A 20,031-nucleotide genomic window follows, 5' to 3' on the forward strand; every position below is an offset into this window, starting at 1 on the left:
ACTTTATCGATTATTAATTAAGCTTATTGTCATCTCGGTTTACTTCAACAAAATCACCTTCGATAGCGCCGTCATTTTTAGTGTTATGTGTTGGCTGCTGTTGAAATGGTGATGATTGTGACGCATGTCCTGATGAAGAGTGCGTTGATGATTGTGATGAATAACTAAAACCTTGCGCGCCAGCCGTAAATGTCGACTGTGGAATAATACGGTCTTTGTACTGATCAAGTAACGCTTTAGCCAAGCGACCACGAATTTGTGGTGTTAATACTAACAAGCCCAAACCATCAGTTACAAAACCAGGCGTAACCAATAACACACCACACACAAGCAGCATAATGCCTTCAACAATTTCTTGTCCCGGCGCTTCACCAGCAGCTAAACGTGCTTGTAATTTTTGCACCGTTTGTATGCCTTGGCTACGTACCAAATACGAACCCGCAAACGCAGTTAAAATTATAATACCAATAGTCAGCTCTGCACCTAATAACGAGCCTATCGACATTAGTACATACACTTCAATTAATGTCATCGCAGTAAACAGGAAAAATAAACGACCTAACACATTAACCTCTCAAAATTCAGTTGGGGTAGACGACATAGCAAGCAATAATCTTGTCATGCACTTATCTACAAAATCCGCAAAAAACGGTTATGATATAAAGTAACATAAGGGCATTAGCCCCATTTTCAAGCTCTCGCCTAATAGATAGTCCATAATACTAACTGGCAGATAGTGTAATTAAGACAACAATAACACCATAAAGTTGGAAAAGATGAACCTAAAATCGATCCTGTTATTAACTGGCAGCCTCACATTGCAAAGCGCAATCCCCGCATTCGCCAATAATAATTTTAGTCTATTTGCCAATAAACCACAAAGCGTGCCTGCATTTTTAGCAGCCGAAGAAGCATTTGTATATTCACAACTACAGCAAGACCAGCAGCTTAATGTGTTCTGGCAAATTACCGACGGTTATTATTTATATAAAAATAAATTGCGTGTCACTATCAATGGTAACGAGCACACTATCGAAGGACTGCCCGCAGGTAAAGATTATCATGATGAATATTTTGGTGATGTGGAAATATTTCAGTACGAATTACAATTATCAGTACCTATTGCAGAGCTAGCACCAAAGAGTAGAGTAACGATTCACTATCAAGGTTGTGCAGTCGCAGGATTATGTTATCCACCCATGACAAAAACATTTATTAGCCAATAAACCCGAAGTTAGTACTAAATATAGAATTAGGCATCGCACTTTACATAATCCCTATATAGAAAAGCCACAAGACTTTGCTCGTGGCTTTCATCACTTTAGCTATTTTATCGATTTACCTTATATAGCGTAAATAACGCGATCCGTTTATCGTATTCTTCTTATATATGTTTACTACGAACCAATACTAATACCGGCACGACAGCAATCGCCATAAAGATAAAAATATTTTCTTTTAGCTCAGGATAAAATAATCCCGAAAGAAATGTCAGCAAGGCAATCGCTAAACTAAACGGAATTGCCGCATAAATAGCTTGCACTGTCATGGTATCTTCATCAGCCACATTTTCGGCAATATAACGCATCGCCGCTAAGTGAGCGATACCAAAAGTCACGCCATGTAATAATTGCGACAACATGATAACACTCACGTCCGTCGCATAACTTAACGTTAACCAGCGTACAATACTGCCAAATGCGGCAATAGCAAACATCGTCGCTAAACTAGTATTAGCAAATAATCGTCGGCCAATGGCCAAAAAGAAAATCTCACCGACAACACCCATACTCCAAAAATAACCAATATAGGTTTCACTAATGCCTATATCCTGCCAATACACAGCACCAAAACCATAATAGGCAGCATGTGCACCTTGTAGCAATGCTGTAATTAACAAGAATGGCCAAAAGCTTGGGCGATTTAAAATAGTCATAAAGCCGCTACTGGTTTTACTGCTTTTCAGCGTATCTTGCGGCATATTACGCGCAGGCGTCACTGTTAATAACAGCAGCCCCGCTAAGCCGATAATAATCGCTAATAAGATAACTTGATGATCAAACGACTCTACTAATAGCCCGGTCGCGGCACTCGCTAACATAAATCCGATCGAGCCCCATAAGCGGGTCTTACCATAATCCATATTATTATAACGAACCAGCTTCGCAGCCATCGCTTCACCAAGTGCCATTAGCGGTGAAAACACAAAGTTAGTCAGCACCACCAATAAAAAGACTAAATACACATTACTGGTCAAGTAAAACCCTGAAAAAGCAATCATACTGGTTAATGTTAAACGTCTCATCGCCTGTAATAACGATACCGTGGTGGTTAAATTACGGGTTAATAATAACGCGCCAGCAGAACGAGCAACTAACGCAAAAGCCAGCATAGTACCGATCATCTCTGTCGATGTTCCTTCGCCCTTTAACCACAATGCCCAAAACGGCAGTAAAACCCCGTAGACACCAAAAAAGCCAATATAATAAAACCCCATCCATATTGTTGATGGCAGTGCAAAGCCCATATTTAATCCCTAAATAGTGAAATATCAGTCCAATAATGAGCGATAGTCTACTCCCTTAGTAATGGACAATCTCTATTTTTCCATAAAATATTATGATGATCTAACCACTGTTTCATCAAAATAAACTGTCGCTTAAAGCAAAAGCATCACAAAAAACTATCATTAATACTAAAGTCGTATTGCTAGATATTTACGACCATGGCATTTTTATTCACAGCAGATGTAAACATCACTCTCGATAAGTCATGCTTACATTCAGATGTGGACAAGGAATTTAATACTATTAAGGAAGAACAATGAGCGACACTAAACTATATCCGGTACCTGCAGAATTTGCGCAAAACAGTTTATTAAATGACAATGCTTACCAAGCGATGTACAAGCATTCTATTACTAATCCGGAAGCATTTTGGGGTGAACAAGGCCATATCGTTGATTGGATCAAGCCTTATAGCCAAGTGAAAAGCACCAGTTTCCAACCTGGTCGTGTCGACATTAACTGGTTCCAAGATGGCCAACTCAATGTTTCAGCCAACTGTCTTGACCGTCACTTAAAAGATAACGCCAACAAAACAGCCATTATTTGGGAAGGCGATAACCCTGAAGATTCTGAAAAATTAACGTATCAAGACGTTTATGAAAAAGTCTGCCAATTTTCCAATGCACTCAAAGCCCAAGGCATTAAAAAAGGCGACGTCGTTTGCCTCTATATGCCAATGGTACCAGAAGCCGCAATTGCGATGCTTGCCTGTACCCGTATTGGTGCTGTACACACGATTGTATTTGCTGGTTTCTCTGCTGAAGCACTCGCTGACCGTATTGATAACTGTGGCGCTAAATTAGTCATCACCGCCGATGAAGGTGTGCGTGCAGGTCGTATTACGCGTCTTAAAGATTGTGTTGATACTGCCTTAGCTAAACCACAAGTGACCACTGTTAACAATGTCATTGTCTTTGCCCGCACTAACGCTGATGTTGCGTGGCATGAAGGTCGTGACCTTTGGTGGCATGATGTTGTTAAAGATCAACCAAGTGAATGTGCACCTGAAGCAATGAATGCCGAAGATCCATTATTCATCCTGTATACATCCGGCTCTACTGGTAAGCCAAAAGGTGTCTTACACACCACTGGTGGTTACCTTGTATATGCCACGATGACGTTCAAATATGTTTTCGATCATCAAGACTCTGACGTCTTTTGGTGTACCGCCGATGTGGGTTGGATCACCGGGCACAGCTATTTAGTTTACGGACCATTGGCGAATGCAGCAACGACTGTACTGTTCGAAGGTGTACCAAATTACCCTGATACGGCACGTATGAGCCAAGTAGTAGATAAGCATCAAGTCACCACACTTTATACAGCACCAACAGCCATCCGCGCACTTATGGCGAAAGGTGATGATGCAATTAAAGGCACCAAACGTACCTCGTTACGCTTAATGGGCTCAGTCGGTGAACCCATTAACCCTGAAGCATGGCAGTGGTATTACAATACTATCGGCAATGCTTCAACACCGATTGTTGATACGTGGTGGCAGACTGAAACCGGTGGTATTTTAATTACCCCATTACCAGGCGCGACCAGCCTTAAACCCGGTTCTGCGACACGTCCATTTTTTGGTGTAAATCCAGCGCTGGTTGATAATGAAGGTAACATCCTCGATGGCGAAAATGAGGGTAACTTAGTTATCTTAGATTCTTGGCCTGGTCAAATGCGCGGTATTTATGGTGATGAAAGCCGTTTTGAAGAAGCTTACTTCTCAACATTCCCGAATATGTATTGCACAGGTGATGGCGCTAAACGTGACGCCGATGGTTATTACTGGATCACAGGGCGTGTGGATGATGTATTGAATGTTTCTGGCCACCGTATGGGGACTGCTGAAATTGAAAGTGCGTTAGTTGCCCACAATAAAATTGCTGAAGCTGCGGTTGTCGGTGTGCCACATGATATTAAAGGCCAAGGCATTTATGCTTATGTCACACTGAATGCGGGTGAAGAAGCTGATGAAGCGCTACTAAAAGAAGTGAAACAATGGGTACGGAGTGAGATTGGCGCAATTGCCACACCAGATACCTTACATTGGACCCAAGCATTACCAAAAACCCGCTCAGGTAAGATCATGCGCCGAATACTGCGTAAAGTAGCGACCGATGATACGGATACGCTCGGCGATACTTCCACACTAGCAGATCCAAGTGTGGTTGATACCTTAATTTCCGAGAAGCAAGAAGCTTGAAATAAAAACCGCGAGTAAACAATATCCACTCGCGCTTAAATAATCTTTTATCGGTGTAACTCTCGCCTTAGTTACATCGATTTTTTAGTTTTAACTCCCCGCAACAATCTCACTTAAATTCAGCCCATTGCTAATGTGCGCTAAGTTTTACTTAGAGTCTAAACTTTAATAAAATATCAGATAAGACCAGTCAAATGCTGTTATATTCTCCGAAAATCATATAATGTGTAGAGAATTAGCAACAATTGTATTTTATAAACATCTACAATTGGAGTTTTCAGAAAGGCTAACGATGTAGGTTGTATTTACGAAGTTAGTGTCATTTTACCAGACAATGGAAGCAATATGTCGCACAAATCAAGAATATTGTTACTCAACGGACCGAATCTAAATCTTTTAGGTAAAAGAGAACCTGATACTTACGGCTATCAAACACTTAGTGACATTGTAGAACATTTAACCGATGTTGCAAACGAGCACCACATTGATTTGTGTCATGAGCAATCTAACGCAGAACACGAGCTTATTAATCATATTCATGCGGCTATGGGCAATACTGATTTTATCATCATCAATCCTGCAGCATACACGCATACCAGTGTGGCAATTAGAGACGCATTATTAGGGGTTTCAATCCCATTTATCGAAGTACACCTCTCTAATGTACACGCTCGAGAACCGTTTCGTCATCATTCCTATCTATCCGATGTCGCCAAAGGCGTTATTTGTGGATTAGGGGCTGATGGTTATGAATTTGCACTGCTTTCTGCTGTCAAACAGCTCAAGCAAACTAACAACAAATAAAAGAGATCATTATGGACATCCGTAAAATTAAAAAACTGATTGAACTAGTTGAAGAATCTGGCATTGCAGAATTAGAAATTTCTGAAGGTGAAGAGTCTGTACGAATCAATCGTTTTAGCAGCACAGCAGCTCCAGCGCAAGTTCAATATGCAACGGCTCCAGTAGCAGCGCCAGTAGCAGCTGTGGCAGCTCCGGTAGCGGCAGCTGTTGAAGCAGCTCCAACAGAAGTAGCGGGCCATCAAGTTCGCTCTCCTATGGTTGGTACTTTCTATAATGCAGTATCTCCAGGCGCCGCACCTTTTGTTGCCGTTGGCCAAACAGTAAAAGTTGGCGATACTCTGTGTATTTTAGAAGCAATGAAAATGATGAACCAAATCGAATCAGATAAAGCCGGTGTAGTGAAAGCTATCCTAGCAACAGACGGTCAAGCTATTGAGTTTGATGAACCTCTTTTCATCATTGAATAACTACGGAGTTTCCAATGTTGGATAAAGTTGTTATCGCCAATCGCGGCGAAATTGCATTACGTATTCTTCGTGCCTGTAAAGAGTTAGGCATCAAGACGGTTGCAGTACACTCAACAGCAGATCGTGAATTAAAACACGTATTATTAGCTGACGAGACAGTTTGTATTGGTAAACCAGCAGCGACAGACAGTTACTTAAATGTACCCGCTATCTTAAGTGCAGCAGAAATCACGGGCGCGGTTGCTATCCACCCAGGTTATGGCTTCCTTGCTGAAAACGCTGATTTTGCTGAACAAGTTGAACACTCAGGTTTTATTTTCATCGGCCCTAAAGCTGACACTATTCGTCTAATGGGCGATAAAGTATCTGCGATTGCGGCAATGAAAAAAGCCGGCGTACCTTGTGTACCAGGTTCTGACGGTCCACTTGATACTGACGCACAACGTAATAAGAAAATTGCTAAGCGCATCGGTTACCCGATCATTATTAAAGCTGCCGGTGGCGGTGGTGGTCGTGGTATGCGTGTTGTGCATGAAGAAGCAGACTTGCTTGATTCAATTGCATTAACACGTAACGAAGCGGGTTCATTCTTCGGTAATGACATGGTTTACATGGAGAAATTCCTAGAAAATCCACGTCACGTTGAAGTACAAGTACTGGCTGATGGTCAAGGTAACGCGATCCACCTTGGCGAACGAGATTGTTCATTACAACGTCGTCATCAAAAAGTAGTTGAAGAAGCACCAGCACCGGGCATTACCGCTGACCTACGTCGCCACATTGGCGAACGTTGTAGTCGTGCCTGTGTTGATATCAACTACCGTGGTGCAGGTACATTTGAATTCTTGTATGAAAACGGTGAGTTCTACTTCATCGAAATGAATACCCGTATTCAAGTTGAGCACACAGTAACAGAAATGGTAACAGGCATTGATTTAATCAAAGCGCAACTACGTGTTGCTGCCGGTATGCCACTGTCAGTTACTCAAGAAGAAGTACGCTTAGCGGGTCATTCACTTGAATGTCGTATTAACGCTGAAGACCCAGAGACATTTATTCCAAGTCCTGGTCAGATCAAACGTTTCCATGCCGCTGGCGGTTTTGGTGTACGTTGGGAATCGCATGTCTATGCGGGTTATAAAGTACCGCCACACTACGATTCAATGATCGGTAAGTTAATTACTTACGGTGAAAATCGTGATGTAGCAATTTCTAGAATGCGGAACGCATTAAAAGAAATGGTGATTGATGGTATTAAAACCAATATCCCACTACATCTTGAAATCTTAAACGATGAAAACTTCCAAAATGGTGGCACTAACATCCACTATTTAGAGAAGAAATTAGATTTGAAAGCACAAAGCAAAAAATAATCTAAGCATTAATAAATACTCAGAAGCCCAAGCGATTTATTCGACTTGGGCTTTTTATTATCCTGATTTTATTACCTTACTTTTTTATTCTCTTTATTTTGTTACCATTATGACTATCTGGTACTACCAGCTTATTCAGACTATTCACTCGCCATATTAAACATATCAGCACTGACTCCTCATCGGTAAAATACACATTAAAAAAACTGAAAAAGTCCTGATGAGTATGGTCTTAAAGCCATTTCTGACTTTAAATGTCGTTACTTAGAGTATTTATCATGATCCTGCAGATAATTTTATCTATAGGCATTTTTTTTACTCTCTGAAAAAAACGCACTGTGTACAAGAGCTTTTCATCACTATAAATTTTATTGTAGTTTAATGGCAATGTTAACAATGAGATAGGATGTGTCATTGCTGCAATATTTATTATAGGGAATCATTATGAAGCTTAAATCGATACTTTCAGCGGCTATTTTCACCGGTCTTTTTTCTACAGCAGGCATAGCAGGGACCATTACATCACAGGACGATAATGTCGTCGTCGGTTACTGGCATAACTGGTGTGATGGTCGTGGCTACCAAGGCGGAAACGCACCTTGTGTTGAACTAAAAACGGTAAATCCACAGTACAACGTGGTCAATATTTCATTCATGAAAGTGTATGATATCGCTGAAGGCCGTATTCCAACCTTTAAACTAGACCCTACGATTGCCCTGAGTGAAGCAGAATTTATCGCTCAAATTGATACCCTTAACAGCCAAGGACGTAGTGTATTAATCGCGCTTGGCGGCGCTGATGCACATATAGAACTAACCCGTGGTGACGAAGATGCGCTCGCTGCAGAAATTATTAGACTCACGGATCTTTATGGATTTGATGGGCTCGATATTGATTTAGAACAAGCAGCGATCACAGCAAAAGATAACCAGTTTGTTATTCCGGCAGCATTAAAAATGGTCAAAGAGCATTACCGTAAAACCGGTGATAACTTTATGATCACCATGGCACCGGAATTCCCTTATTTAACCGCTAATGGCGCCTATACTCCCTACCTTACTGAGCTTGATGGTTATTATGACTTCATCAATCCACAATTCTACAACCAAGGTGGCGATGGCCTGTGGATTGAAGGCGTAGGCTGGATAGCACAAAACAATGATGCGTTAAAAGAAGAATTTATTTACTACATTGCCGACTCACTGATTAACGGTACGCGTAATTACCATAAGATCCCACATGATAAATTAGTCTTCGGGCTGCCTTCGAACATCGATGCGGCAGCAACTGGTTACATTCAAGACCCACAAGACTTATACAAGGCCTTTGACCGTTTAAAAGCCCAAGGCCAGCCATTACGTGGTGTAATGACGTGGTCAGTGAACTGGGATATGGGCACGGACGCCGCGAATAACAGCTACAATCAACAGTTCATTAAAGATTATGGTAACTTTATTCATAATCAATTACCCCCAGTGACAGATATGACGCCGACTTTATCGGGAATTGTCGATACGCGTGTCGAGCTCGACAGCCACTTTGATCCATTAATCGGGATAACAGCCAAAGACTATCAAGGTAACGATATAACAGCCGATGTTACCGTCTCGGGCAGTGTTAATACCAATCAAGTCGGCGACTACCTGTTAACTTACAGCGTCAGCAGTGATGATGAAACCACGAATCAACCTCGCAAAATAACCGTATACGAAATATTGCCTGCTTTTACAGGTATCACTGATACCACCGTTGTCATTGATAGTGAATTTGACCCTATGCAAGGCGTTAGTGCCAGCCATCCGACGCAAGGTGATCTCACCGCCAATATCACCGTAACAGGTGAAGTTGATACTAATGTCGTTGGTGTATACGAGCTAACTTACCAGCTATTTTATGGTCAGGATAATCAGCAGAATATGACCGATAAACGTATCGTTACCGTTGTCACTGATGCAGTAAGTGATGATGATTGGCAAGTAGGCAGTACGTATGTCAAAGATGATAAAGTCACTCATAACGGCGCGACTTGGACAGCGCAGTGGTGGACGAAAGGTGAAGAACCAGGTACGACTGGCGAATGGGGAGTTTGGCGTTAGTATAAAAGAGTTCAACCCTTTCTAAACCAAGCAACTTAAACACAGATAATTTAAAACATACTTTAAAACAAAGCCAGTATTAACAAATGTTGATACTGGCTTTTTCACGACTAAAGTAACTCGATGATAACGAATTATTTATCTGCTTTACCGGCCGCATTAGCAAACTTGGCCAACTGCTTATCGAACCAGAAAGGCGTGGTTTCATTATCTTCACAACGTTCTTTACGGCGAATGGCATTACGTACCAACATAGTACCTATCCAGCGTATAGGTTCAGGTGGAAAGCCGCCTTTTGGCCCTGTCGTTAGCCCGTTATGGCTCCATTTATCATTATTGCCTAGCAGCATAGATGCTAATATTTTACCGCCAATCCAAGTCTGGCCTACACCACTACCGGAATAACCAAAACCGTAATAAATATTGCCTTCATCAGCGATTTTGCCAAAAAATGGCAGTCCCGTCGCCGAACGATCCGATGGACCAGTCCAAGTCGTTTCAAATTCTTCAGCCACCAGCGTCGGAAATAACTTATCAAACGACTCGCGTAGTAACTTGCCATACCGTGTAGGCTGATTAAATAAAGGTCTCACTGCATTAGCATAAGAAAAATGATTACCGCCCTTACCTAACATCAAACGACCATCAGGCGTAGTACGGTAATAATGCACAAAAGTACGTGAATCTAATACTGTTTTACCATCTGTAATGCCCATTTCTGCTAGCTTTTCAGGGATCGGTTTGGTGATCGCCATATCTGACGATACCACCACAATTTTATTTTTAAACTGCGGGAATTGCTCTAACATCCAAGCGTTTAGCGCCATCACTGACTTCGTCGCATAGACAGTTCCTTGTGGTGTCTCGATCACGACTTTATGCTTATTTGCTTTCGCACTAGCTTTGCTACTGGCTTTGGCACTAGTAGCGCTAAGGTTATTATCTTTAATCGCTAACATCGGCGTGTTTTCATAAATACGCACCTCAAGTTGCTCGGCGACGCGCTTTAAACCACGGGCTAACTTACCCGGCTGCACACTGGCGGCGACAGGCGAAAAATACCCTGTTTGATGTAATTCAGAACCCGCATGCTGCTGTACCGTCTTCGCTTCCCAAACCTGCCAACTGTTTAATTCATGTTTATCTAACGCCGCTAATGTCGCCTCTAATCCACCAGTCTGTGCGGTATTGGTGGCAGTAAACAAAGTGCCATCACGACGTAGCTCTGCATCAATCTGATACTTTAAACAAAAGGCTTCAATTTCATCCACCGCTTGTTCTGACGCTTTGACTAATTCGACCGCCTGCGTTTCACCATATAGACGTTGCATCGACAAGTACTTAGTCGACCAAGTCAGCATACAGCCACCGTTACGACCCGATGCGCCACTACCACAGAGACTTTTCTCTATGATCATGACATCCAGTGTCGGTTGTTGCTGTTTAAGTTGGATCGCGGTCCATAATCCCGTGTAACCACCACCGACAATACACACATCAGCGACTGTATCAGCAGTGAGCGTTTGTGGCTTTACGTTATTACAGTAATCCGCTTCTAGATCCATTGCTTGTTGAAACCAAAAAGTTTGAAATTCAGGCTGCTTAGTCATGATCACACTCAAGATAGTTAGTATTTTAAGTAAAAAAATAGCTAACCATGTGGCTAGCTATTAAGGTTTAAGCATAAGTGATTATGGACGTTCGCCAGCCGCTAAACGGGCATCAATATCAGCAACCACTTGTGGTAGGTCTGCGATGGTATCAATCAAGTAATGCGCATTAAACGGCGTGAAACGGTCACGGGCTTTTTCACGCGCTTGGTGTAAAGTCGCTTCGTCAGCAGCAAGGTATTCCGCTAGTGTTAGACCCGCTTCATTACCCGATAACAATAAACCGACAGTCCACATACCGGCATTATGCCCTTCTTCAATACCCGGTACTGAATCATCAACCTTGATACAAGCGCCAACATCAGTCACGGCCATATCAATGACATTTTTCAATACCATGTAAGGTGCAGGACGGCCACCAGCAGGTAGGTCATCCGTTGCCACGACACAATCAGGCACATAGCCTTTTTCTGCTGCAACAGGGATCAGCTTGTCCATGACGACACGTGGGTAGCCAGAACATGAACCAATTTTAACACCTTGCTGTTTTAAGCCATTCACAACGTCTAATGCATGTGGAATTGGATCAGCGTGTTCACCTACTTTAGCGATTTGTAGTGGCATAAATGTTTGGTAAATCGCATCAATATCAGTCTTGCTAATAACGGTGCCGAACTGTGCTTGCCAGCGTGCTGCCACAGCAGGTAATTCTGATACCGCTTTAATGTGATCCCATTTACCTAGGCCCATCGGCACACGCGCTTCAGCTAAGCTAATATCAAAATCATACTGCGCTTTAAATGCAGCAATAAAAATAGTGGTCGGTGCAAATGAACCGAAATCAACGATAGTACCCGCCCAATCAAAAATAACAGACTGAACATGATTAAGTTTTACTGACTGGTCTTGTGCGAAATTTGACATAATAGTGTTTTCCAAAGTAATTCGTTATTAAAATGAGTTAAGAATGTGTTACTAACAATTTGTTTGATTACGATTTTTAAATTCAATTTTTTTTCAACTACCCATTTTCAACCAATAGGCGCATAACCAAAGTCACGGCTTACTTTATCAATTGCACCCGCAAAGATAGTGAGTGCTCGCTTTAATTCATCTCTATTAATAATAAGCGGCGGGCTCAGTTGGATAACATTACCTTGCGATACTTTAAAACTCAGCCCCGCATTCAAGCAGTAATACAACACAGCTTCCGCTTCATCAAAGGCGCGCGCTTTAGCATCGCGATCTGTAACTAACTCAATCCCCCATAACAGTCCCATGCCACGCACATCGCCAATCAAAGAATATTGTGCTTTCAAAGCCACTAACGCTTGAGCCACAAAGATTTCATCATCTTGCACTTTGCTCAGCAGATTTTGCTGTTCAATCACTTCCATCGTAGCTAATGCTGCAGCGCAACCAATCGGACTTTTTTCGTGGGTATAATGACCCAGTGATACTTGCGCGGCGGTATTGTATTTATCTTTGGTGATCATCGCGGCAATCGGGACCACGCCACCGCCCAAGCCCTTACCAATACATAAAATATCCGGTTCGATATCAAATGCATGATGGCTAAACCAGTACCCAGTACGTCCCATACCGTTAGGAATATCGTCAATAATCAGTAAGATATTATGTTTATCGCAGATCTCCCTGATGCGCTGCCAATAAGCTTTACTTGGCACTTGCACATCGGTATTACGGATAGCTTCAGCAATAAAGACCCCTATGCCACCTTCTTTTTCGACCACGTATTCCAGATAATCAGCATAATGCACATCACTGCCGTCCGGAGAAGGAAAACAGCCGCGATAAGATACTGCAGGCGGAATACGTTCGACACCAGACATTAATGGTCCCATGCCAGCACGAAAACAGGCTTCACCACCGACAGAGATGGCATCGAGTGAGGCACCGTGGAATGAATCCCACAGCGACACCACTTTGAAATTGCCGGTGACGTGACGTGCTAATTTAAGTGCCATGCCGATGACAGAGGTGCCACCCGGTGCAAACAGGACGCGATTGAGCTCACCACCACATATTTCAGTCAGCTTAGTTGCACAATCAATCGCGGTTTGATTAGTAAAGCGACGTGGTGAAAACGGTAACGTCGCTAATTGTTGGCTAATTTTAGTTAATACATGCGGGTGACCATAACCTAGCTGATGCACGTTATTACCATGGAAATCCATGTAACGCTGACCAGCAGCATCTTGTAAATAAATGCCTTCAGCAGCCACTAACGCATCCAAACACGGCGTCGACATCGCTTGGTGTAAAAACACCTTACTGTCTTGCTCAAGCATGGCTTTCGTCGCGTTATCGTCAATACTGGCGTGCCACTGTTGACGCGCAGGCGTGGTATTAACATCGCCTTCACTACGATGTTGGCGGCTTGCTAATACAGTCTTATCAGCTAAGTTAGTAGTCACTTCACTCATGCACTTAGTTCCCAATATTTCGCTGTTTCCATTGCTACTAATAAACGTTGGATGTCACTTGGGTGCACATCGCCAATGTTACCAATACGGAAACAGTCAGCGTTGGATACCTTACCTGGGTAGATAACAAAACCTTGTTCTTTAAGACGGTTATAAAATTCTTTGAATTGATAATCACTGTGAACGGGTGAATAGAACGAGGTAATAATTGGTGAATGTAACGAGGCATCAAGCAAGGTATCAAAACCCAGTTTCGCCATGCCCGCGACGAGTGTTGTTTGGTTTTCTTGATAACGTTGATGACGTGCAGCAATACCGCCTTCTTCTTCAAGCTCTAATAACGCTTGGTAAAATGCACGCACGGTATGAGTTGGTGACGTAAAGCGCCACTTACCGCCATTTTTTTCCATGCACTGCCATTGGTCATATAGATCCAATGACAATGAACGTGCTAGTCCTTTACATTTTTCCAGTTCCGCTTGACGGGCAATCACAAAGCCAAAACCGGGAACACCTTGAATACATTTGTTAGCAGAGCTGATCAGGAAATCAACGCCTAAATCAGCCATATCCAATGGAATACCACCAAAGCTAGACATCGCATCTAAGATAACGATCTTGCCGTTTTTCTTGGCTAATTTAATCACATCATCAATTGGATTAAGCATGCCCGTTGTCGTTTCACAATGAACGATAGCAACATGAGTAATGCTGTCATCAGCGCTTAATTTCGCTTCTACTTCCGCAATGCTTGGTTGCGCGGTTTCACCCGGGGCAATCACGTCACAGGCGATATTTAAGTAATCTGCAATCTGGGCAATACGCGCACCGTAAGCACCGTTATCAACCACCAGCAATTTACCATCAGCAGGAATAACACTGCCGATGGTTGCCTCTACCGATGCAGTGCCACTGCCTTGCATCAATACACTGGTATAACCCGCTTGTGAGGTTGCTAGTTGCACTAACTTAGCGCGGATAACTTCAACAATGTCTTTGTTATATTCATCATCCCAAGTACACCAATCTTTTAGCATGGCTTCTCGTACACTTGCTGTAGTTGAAAGTGGACCCGGTGTTAGTAATAAATATTCGTTTTTCATCTCTGCTTCCATTTGGACTATACCAGTTTGATGAGAACTTTAGCAGTGGATAGCTAGGTTGGTAAATAGGGTCACAGTAGAATTCACAAAAGCTTCATATTCGCGGACTTCATGCAGAACAGTGGAAAAATAGCCAAGAGAAATACCGCGCTAAAAACACCAAAAATAAAAAACCATAAAATACTTTAGTTAATCAAACTGCCATCAATTAGTCATATTAATGTCACAAAAGCACTCTATTATCGTTCTCAACAAATCTGGTACAGACCAGAATCAACCGTTAATAATTTTTGGAGTTACCGAATGAAACAACGTTGGATGATAGGTTCTATCGCTGCCCTAGGCGCCTTGTTTACTGCACCAGTATTTGCCGCAGAAGAAGTGGTTGTTTACACCGCCTTTGAAACGGATGTATTAGCAAAATACAAAGTAGCCTTTGAACAAGCGAACCCGGACATCGAAATTAAATGGGTACGCGATTCAACAGGTATCATGACGGCTAAGTTGCTTGCAGAAAAAAATAATCCGCGTGCTGAAGTTGTTTGGGGTCTTGCTGGTTCATCAATGGCACTGCTTAAAAACGCGGGTATCTTAAAACCTTACTCTCCAAAAGGCGTCGAAAATCTGCGTACTAGCATGATCGACCCAGAAGAAAATAAAGCTTGGTATGGTAATGACGCTTGGTTTAATGCCATCTGTTTTAACGAATACGTCGCAAAACAATATAACTTACCAAAACCAACATCGTGGGATGACCTACTGAAACCGGTTTACAAAGGTCATATCGCTATGCCAAACCCGGCATCATCAGGCACGGGTTACATGCAAGTGTCAGCATGGTTACAAACCATGGGTGAAGATAAAGGCTGGCGCTACATGGCGAAGCTGAATAACAACATTGCACACTATACCCATTCAGGCTCTAAGCCTTGTGTACAAGCAGGCATGGGCGAAGTGGCTATTGGTGTGTCGATGGCCTTACGCGGCGCAAAATTAAAAACCCAAGGTGCACCACTTGACGTGATCTTACCTGACGGCGGCATTGGTTGGGAATCAGAAGCGGTAGGCCTCGTTAAACCATCGGCGGCAGCAAAGCGCGTTGTTGATTGGTCCATCTCAAAACAAGCAAACGAATTATACAATGAATCTTACGCATTGGTTGGCCATAAAGACGTGAGTAAAGCCGTAACCAACTATCCAAATGTACAAGACGCGATGGTCGAAATGGACTTTGGAAAAATGGCCAATGATCGTAAAGTTGTACTACGTACATGGTCAGATAAATTTGATTCAAAATCTGAAGCGAAATAGTCATTAAGGCGTGATGATTACAGCATAATTATCACGCTACTTTTATGCTTATTTTAACGAATCCAAGTGTTTTTTATAACCCTTGGATTTTTCTACACATAAATTAGCCAATATTAACAAAGACTTAACCAAACCCACTCAGGGTTGAGAAAGAATATAAATAAGTGTAAATACATCACTAAAAAGCCCCTCCTGTCATCAAACTGTCATTAATGCTGCCTACCATACTGGTATAGTCCAAATAACATATGAGCAGTCAGATGAACACGTATCTCAATATCAATAATCTTGTTAAAAAATTCGGTAGTTTCACCGCATTAAGCGACATATCTTTGCAGATCAATCAAGGCGAGTTCATCTGCTTTTTAGGCCCTTCAGGCTGTGGTAAAACAACCTTACTTCGCGCAATCGCAGGCCTCGACTTAGCAACATCTGGTTGCATCTTACAAGATGGTAAAGACACCACATTTTTACCGCCAGAAAAGCGAGACTTTGGCATTGTATTTCAATCTTACGCCCTCTTCCCTAACTTAACCGTAGCCGAAAATATCAGCGTGGGTTTGCACAACCAAGGTAAATCAGTGGCTGAAGCTGTCGATATTGTCAATCACTGGTTAGGCATTATTGGTTTAGAAAGTTCAGCGCCTAAATACCCCAATCAACTGTCCGGTGGTCAACAGCAACGTGTTGCGCTCGCACGTGCATTAGCGTTATCGCCAGGACTATTACTATTAGACGAACCTCTTTCAGCATTAGATGCGCAAGTACGAACTCACCTGCGAGAAGAAATTCGCTCATTGCAACGTAAGCTAGGTATTACCACCATTATGGTTACCCATGATCAAGAAGAAGCCTTAGCAATGGCCGACCGTATTGTCGTCATGAATCATGGTGTCATTGAGCAAGTCGGTACACCACAAGAAATTTATGATAAACCCGCATCGCGCTTTGTGGCAGAGTTTGTTGGTAACATGAATTTCATCGCTAGCTCAGTGATCAGCGATGACCAAATCCGTATCGCCGAAACGTTATTACCAAAACCAAAACGTGAATTAACCCGCGGTGACATGTTTGATCTCGCCGTTCGCCCTGAAGATATTGAATTTAGCAATGATAGCCAAGCCATTCCCGTGCAAATTAAGTCAATGGAATTTCAAGGGACTTACGTACGCACAGAATGCCAATTAGTCGGTAATATGAATGGCTCGATGATCAAAGTCGATGTGCCAATTCGAGACGTCAGAAAATTAGAATTAGCCAATGGTGAGTTCCGCCGTATTAGTTATAGCGATGATTTTAGCCATACTTTCCCACGAAAAAATAACAAAAAAAGCACGCAAGCGGTAGGGATATAACATGTATTCGACAATCGATAAAAACCTAAAGGCACCAAGTTACCTGCAACGATGGGCACTTACTTTTAGCCGTGACAGCGCTATTCTCGCCAGTATTTTAATCATATTAACGGTGTTGATGGGCTTTTTCATTGTTGCCCCTATGTTCACCATGTTTGCCAAAAGTGTCCAAGACATTGATGGTAATTTTATCGGTTTAACCAATTTCAGCGACTACTTTGCATCAAGCGCTATGATCGCATCGATTGTCAATACCGTCACTGTTGGCCTGATAACCACCGCGATTGTTGGCGCTCTCGCCTTTAGTTATGCTTATGCACTCACACGTACTTGCATGCCATTTAAAACCTTCTTTCAAGTGATCGGGTCGGCCCCCATTCTTGCCCCGTCATTATTACCCGCAATCAGCTTGATCTACCTGTTTGGTAATCAAGGCATTGCCAAAGAGTTACTCGGCGGTGCATCTATTTACGGTGTTATCGGTATTACCATAGGTATGACGTTTTGGACTTTCCCGCATGCCTTAATGATTTTAACCACTGCATTACGCACTTCCGACGCACGTTTATATGAAGCAGCAACCGTATTAAAAAATCACCCGGTGAAAACATTCTTTATCGTCACACTACCAGCCGCAAAATACGGTGTGATTAGTACATTAATTTTAGTCTTTACCTTGGTTGTCTGTGACTTTGGTGTCCCGAAAGTGATTGGCGGCAGCTATAACGTACTGGCGACGGATATTTTCAAACAAGTTGTCGGGCAGCAAAATTTCGCCATGGGTGCTGTAACCAGTGTATTGCTGTTATTACCCGCTGTGTTAGCCTTTATTATCGATCGCCATGTTCAGCGTAAACAACAAAACCTATTTGATTCACGCTCTGTTGCTTACACACCAACACCACATAAAGTGCGTGATAATATCTGTTTGTTATTTTGCAGTATCATCGCCTTTGCCATCATCTCTGTAATAGGGATGGCTGTATATGCTTCGTTTGTGACATTTTGGCCTTGGAATTTAAGTCTAAGCTTTAACAATTATAACTTTAGTGAAGTGAGCACCTATGGTTGGTCGCCTTACTTTAACTCGCTAACGCTAGCAAGTTGGGTTGCAATCATCGGTACTGTCGTCATCTTCATTGGCGCATATGTTATCGAAAAAGGCCGTGGTTTTGGACCAATACGCCAACTACTGCAAATGATCACGATTATCCCAATGGCAGTGCCAGGGATTGTATTAGGCTTAGGTTATATTTTCTTTTTCAACGATATAAACAACCCACTTAATGGCTTATATGCAACCATGTTGTTATTAGTCGTTAATACCGTCGTGCATTACTACACGGTAGGTCACATGACCGCATTAACAGCATTAAAACAGTTACCGGCAGAAATTGAAGCGATTTCAGCCTCGATTAAAATGCCGCAGTACAAAGCATTTTTTGTTATCACGCTGCCAATTTGTGCTCCTGCCATCATGGATATTGCGGCCTACTTGTTCATTAATGCCTTAACAACCACATCCGCCGTGGTATTCTTATATGCAACCGATACAATTCCAGCATCCGTTTCTGTATTAAACATGGATGATGCCGGACAAACGGGTTCCGCGGCAGCAATGGCGGTGATGATTTTAGTCACTGCGGCGACAGCAAAAATAGTTCACTTAGTGGCGGCATCATTTATCAATAAAAGAACACAGGCTTGGCGCCAGTAACATGAAACATAAATAAGCCGAGTTGACAGTAACGTACGTGAATAGAAATGCTGCCGTAGCGAAAGGAATAGCGCGGCAGCCATCAGTCGATAAAAATAAATAAGCTAATACCAGAGGCTTTCGTGCAATACCTAAATATTAAAAATGAAATTTTACAGCAAATTGAATCCGGCTTATTAACTTCTGGACAGAAGTTACCGTCAGAACGCAAGCTTGCCGAGAGTTTCAACACCACACGTGTGACGCTACGCGAAGCATTGTCTTTGTTAGAATCAGAAGGCCGCGTATATCGTGAAGACCGTCGAGGTTGGTTCATTTCCCCCGAACCATTACGTTATGATCCCACTAACACCACCAATTTTCATCGCTTAGCACAAAGTCAGCAACGCACGCCAAAAACAGAATTAATCAGCGCCACTATGGTACCTGCCGATAATCATATTGCACAGTTATTACAAATAGCACCACAGACAGAAGTACTTAAAATTTATCGCGTGCGCTATTTAGATGATCGACCCGTGGTACTCGTCACTAATTATGTATTGCCTGAACGCCTACCGAATTTACTCAGTCACGATTTATCAGCATCATTAACAGATATTTATCAACAACACTACGATACGCTTTACCAACGCACACATTACCGTATTCGTTCATCATCATTAGTTGCCGACACTGCTGCGCCATTACGGGCAACGTCAGGTTGCGCTGCGATGTACATAGAACGAGTCAATTATGATCAACACGATAATTTACTTGATTGTGATCTGGAATATTGGCGTCATGATGCAGTCATGATTGAAGCGCAAGCAACACGTCAACAATAAGCGTTCATCATGGTTCACTATAAACGTCTATCCTAGCTAAAAATAAGTATTCACATCGGCTGTGGCATTATTATGATCGTGTATATAAACACCAATATTATAACTTTAACGCATTAACTAGACTGTACTTTGTCAGTGATTAGAAATAAT

The 20,031-nt window shown here is 42.4% G+C and carries 16 protein-coding genes; 10 read left to right on the forward strand and 6 right to left on the reverse strand.

The window, feature by feature from the left end; genetic code table 11:
- Positions 1 to 13: 13 nt before the first annotated feature.
- Complete coding sequence (locus FR932_RS15885) at positions 14 to 565, reverse strand: FxsA family protein (protein ID WP_019439655.1); 552 nt, start codon at positions 563 to 565, stop codon at positions 14 to 16.
- A gap of 211 nt (positions 566 to 776) precedes the next feature.
- Here FR932_RS15885 and FR932_RS15890 point away from each other — a divergent pair, with 211 nt between their 5' ends.
- A complete protein-coding gene (locus FR932_RS15890; RefSeq protein ID WP_019439656.1) occupies positions 777 to 1,226 on the forward strand; it encodes a protein-disulfide reductase DsbD domain-containing protein in 450 nt (149 codons plus the stop codon).
- A gap of 158 nt (positions 1,227 to 1,384) precedes the next feature.
- Here FR932_RS15890 and FR932_RS15895 read toward each other — a convergent pair whose 3' ends face one another.
- Positions 1,385 to 2,527 (reverse strand): 3-phenylpropionate MFS transporter, encoded by a 1,143-nt coding sequence (locus tag FR932_RS15895; RefSeq protein WP_019439657.1) that lies wholly within the window; start codon positions 2,525 to 2,527, stop codon positions 1,385 to 1,387.
- A 296-nt stretch (positions 2,528 to 2,823) separates the two neighbouring features.
- On the opposite strand from FR932_RS15895, the gene acs reads away from it, so the two are divergent.
- From acs to FR932_RS15920, 5 genes are all read left to right on the forward strand, one after another.
- Positions 2,824 to 4,770, forward strand: coding sequence for an acetate--CoA ligase (gene acs / locus FR932_RS15900; protein ID WP_019439658.1), 1,947 nt, complete (start codon positions 2,824 to 2,826; stop codon positions 4,768 to 4,770).
- 345 nt (positions 4,771 to 5,115) lie between these two features.
- Positions 5,116 to 5,574: a type II 3-dehydroquinate dehydratase gene (gene aroQ, locus FR932_RS15905; protein WP_019439659.1), complete on the forward strand. Its 459-nt coding sequence runs from the start codon at positions 5,116 to 5,118 to the stop codon at positions 5,572 to 5,574.
- 11 nt (positions 5,575 to 5,585) lie between these two features.
- On the forward strand, positions 5,586 to 6,041 hold the full coding sequence (gene accB, locus FR932_RS15910; protein WP_019439660.1) for an acetyl-CoA carboxylase biotin carboxyl carrier protein: 456 nt from the start codon (positions 5,586 to 5,588) through the stop codon (positions 6,039 to 6,041).
- Between the two features lie 14 nt (positions 6,042 to 6,055).
- The gene (gene accC, locus FR932_RS15915) at positions 6,056 to 7,414 is read left to right on the forward strand and encodes an acetyl-CoA carboxylase biotin carboxylase subunit (protein ID WP_019439661.1); all 1,359 of its coding nucleotides are present in this window, start codon (positions 6,056 to 6,058) and stop codon (positions 7,412 to 7,414) included.
- A 444-nt stretch (positions 7,415 to 7,858) separates the two neighbouring features.
- Positions 7,859 to 9,511, forward strand: a complete 1,653-nt coding sequence (locus FR932_RS15920; protein WP_019439662.1) for an immunoglobulin-like domain-containing protein — start codon at positions 7,859 to 7,861, stop codon at positions 9,509 to 9,511.
- A gap of 134 nt (positions 9,512 to 9,645) precedes the next feature.
- Here FR932_RS15920 and FR932_RS15925 read toward each other — a convergent pair whose 3' ends face one another.
- The 4 genes from FR932_RS15925 to phnW all read right to left on the reverse strand — a co-directional run bounded on the left by FR932_RS15925 (position 9,646) and on the right by phnW (position 14,671).
- Positions 9,646 to 11,121 (reverse strand): FAD-dependent oxidoreductase, encoded by a 1,476-nt coding sequence (locus FR932_RS15925; protein ID WP_019439663.1) that lies wholly within the window; start codon positions 11,119 to 11,121, stop codon positions 9,646 to 9,648.
- Positions 11,122 to 11,202: 81 nt separating this feature from the next.
- Positions 11,203 to 12,045 (reverse strand): phosphonoacetaldehyde hydrolase, encoded by an 843-nt coding sequence (phnX, locus tag FR932_RS15930; protein WP_019439664.1) that lies wholly within the window; start codon positions 12,043 to 12,045, stop codon positions 11,203 to 11,205.
- A 107-nt stretch (positions 12,046 to 12,152) separates the two neighbouring features.
- On the reverse strand, positions 12,153 to 13,568 hold the full coding sequence (locus FR932_RS15935; protein WP_019439665.1) for an aspartate aminotransferase family protein: 1,416 nt from the start codon (positions 13,566 to 13,568) through the stop codon (positions 12,153 to 12,155).
- Positions 13,565 to 14,671, reverse strand: coding sequence for a 2-aminoethylphosphonate--pyruvate transaminase (phnW, locus tag FR932_RS15940; protein WP_019628960.1), 1,107 nt, complete (start codon positions 14,669 to 14,671; stop codon positions 13,565 to 13,567). Before phnW ends, FR932_RS15935 begins: the two co-directional genes overlap by 4 nt.
- 303 nt (positions 14,672 to 14,974) lie before the next feature.
- Between phnW and FR932_RS15945 the strand changes: the two genes are divergently transcribed.
- From FR932_RS15945 to phnR, 4 genes are all read left to right on the forward strand, one after another.
- On the forward strand, positions 14,975 to 15,982 hold the full coding sequence (locus tag FR932_RS15945) for a putative 2-aminoethylphosphonate ABC transporter substrate-binding protein (RefSeq protein WP_019439667.1): 1,008 nt from the start codon (positions 14,975 to 14,977) through the stop codon (positions 15,980 to 15,982).
- Between the two features lie 260 nt (positions 15,983 to 16,242).
- Positions 16,243 to 17,337, forward strand: a complete 1,095-nt coding sequence (locus FR932_RS15950; protein WP_019439668.1) for a putative 2-aminoethylphosphonate ABC transporter ATP-binding protein — start codon at positions 16,243 to 16,245, stop codon at positions 17,335 to 17,337.
- A 1-nt stretch (position 17,338) separates the two neighbouring features.
- Positions 17,339 to 19,054, forward strand: coding sequence for a putative 2-aminoethylphosphonate ABC transporter permease subunit (locus FR932_RS15955; RefSeq protein WP_019439669.1), 1,716 nt, complete (start codon positions 17,339 to 17,341; stop codon positions 19,052 to 19,054).
- Positions 19,055 to 19,176: 122 nt separating this feature from the next.
- The gene (gene phnR, locus FR932_RS15960) at positions 19,177 to 19,881 is read left to right on the forward strand and encodes a phosphonate utilization transcriptional regulator PhnR (protein WP_019439670.1); all 705 of its coding nucleotides are present in this window, start codon (positions 19,177 to 19,179) and stop codon (positions 19,879 to 19,881) included.
- Positions 19,882 to 20,031: the final 150 nt, after the last annotated feature.

Source organism: Moritella marina ATCC 15381 (genome assembly GCF_008931805.1).
GTDB classification, from domain to species: domain Bacteria; phylum Pseudomonadota; class Gammaproteobacteria; order Enterobacterales; family Moritellaceae; genus Moritella; species Moritella marina.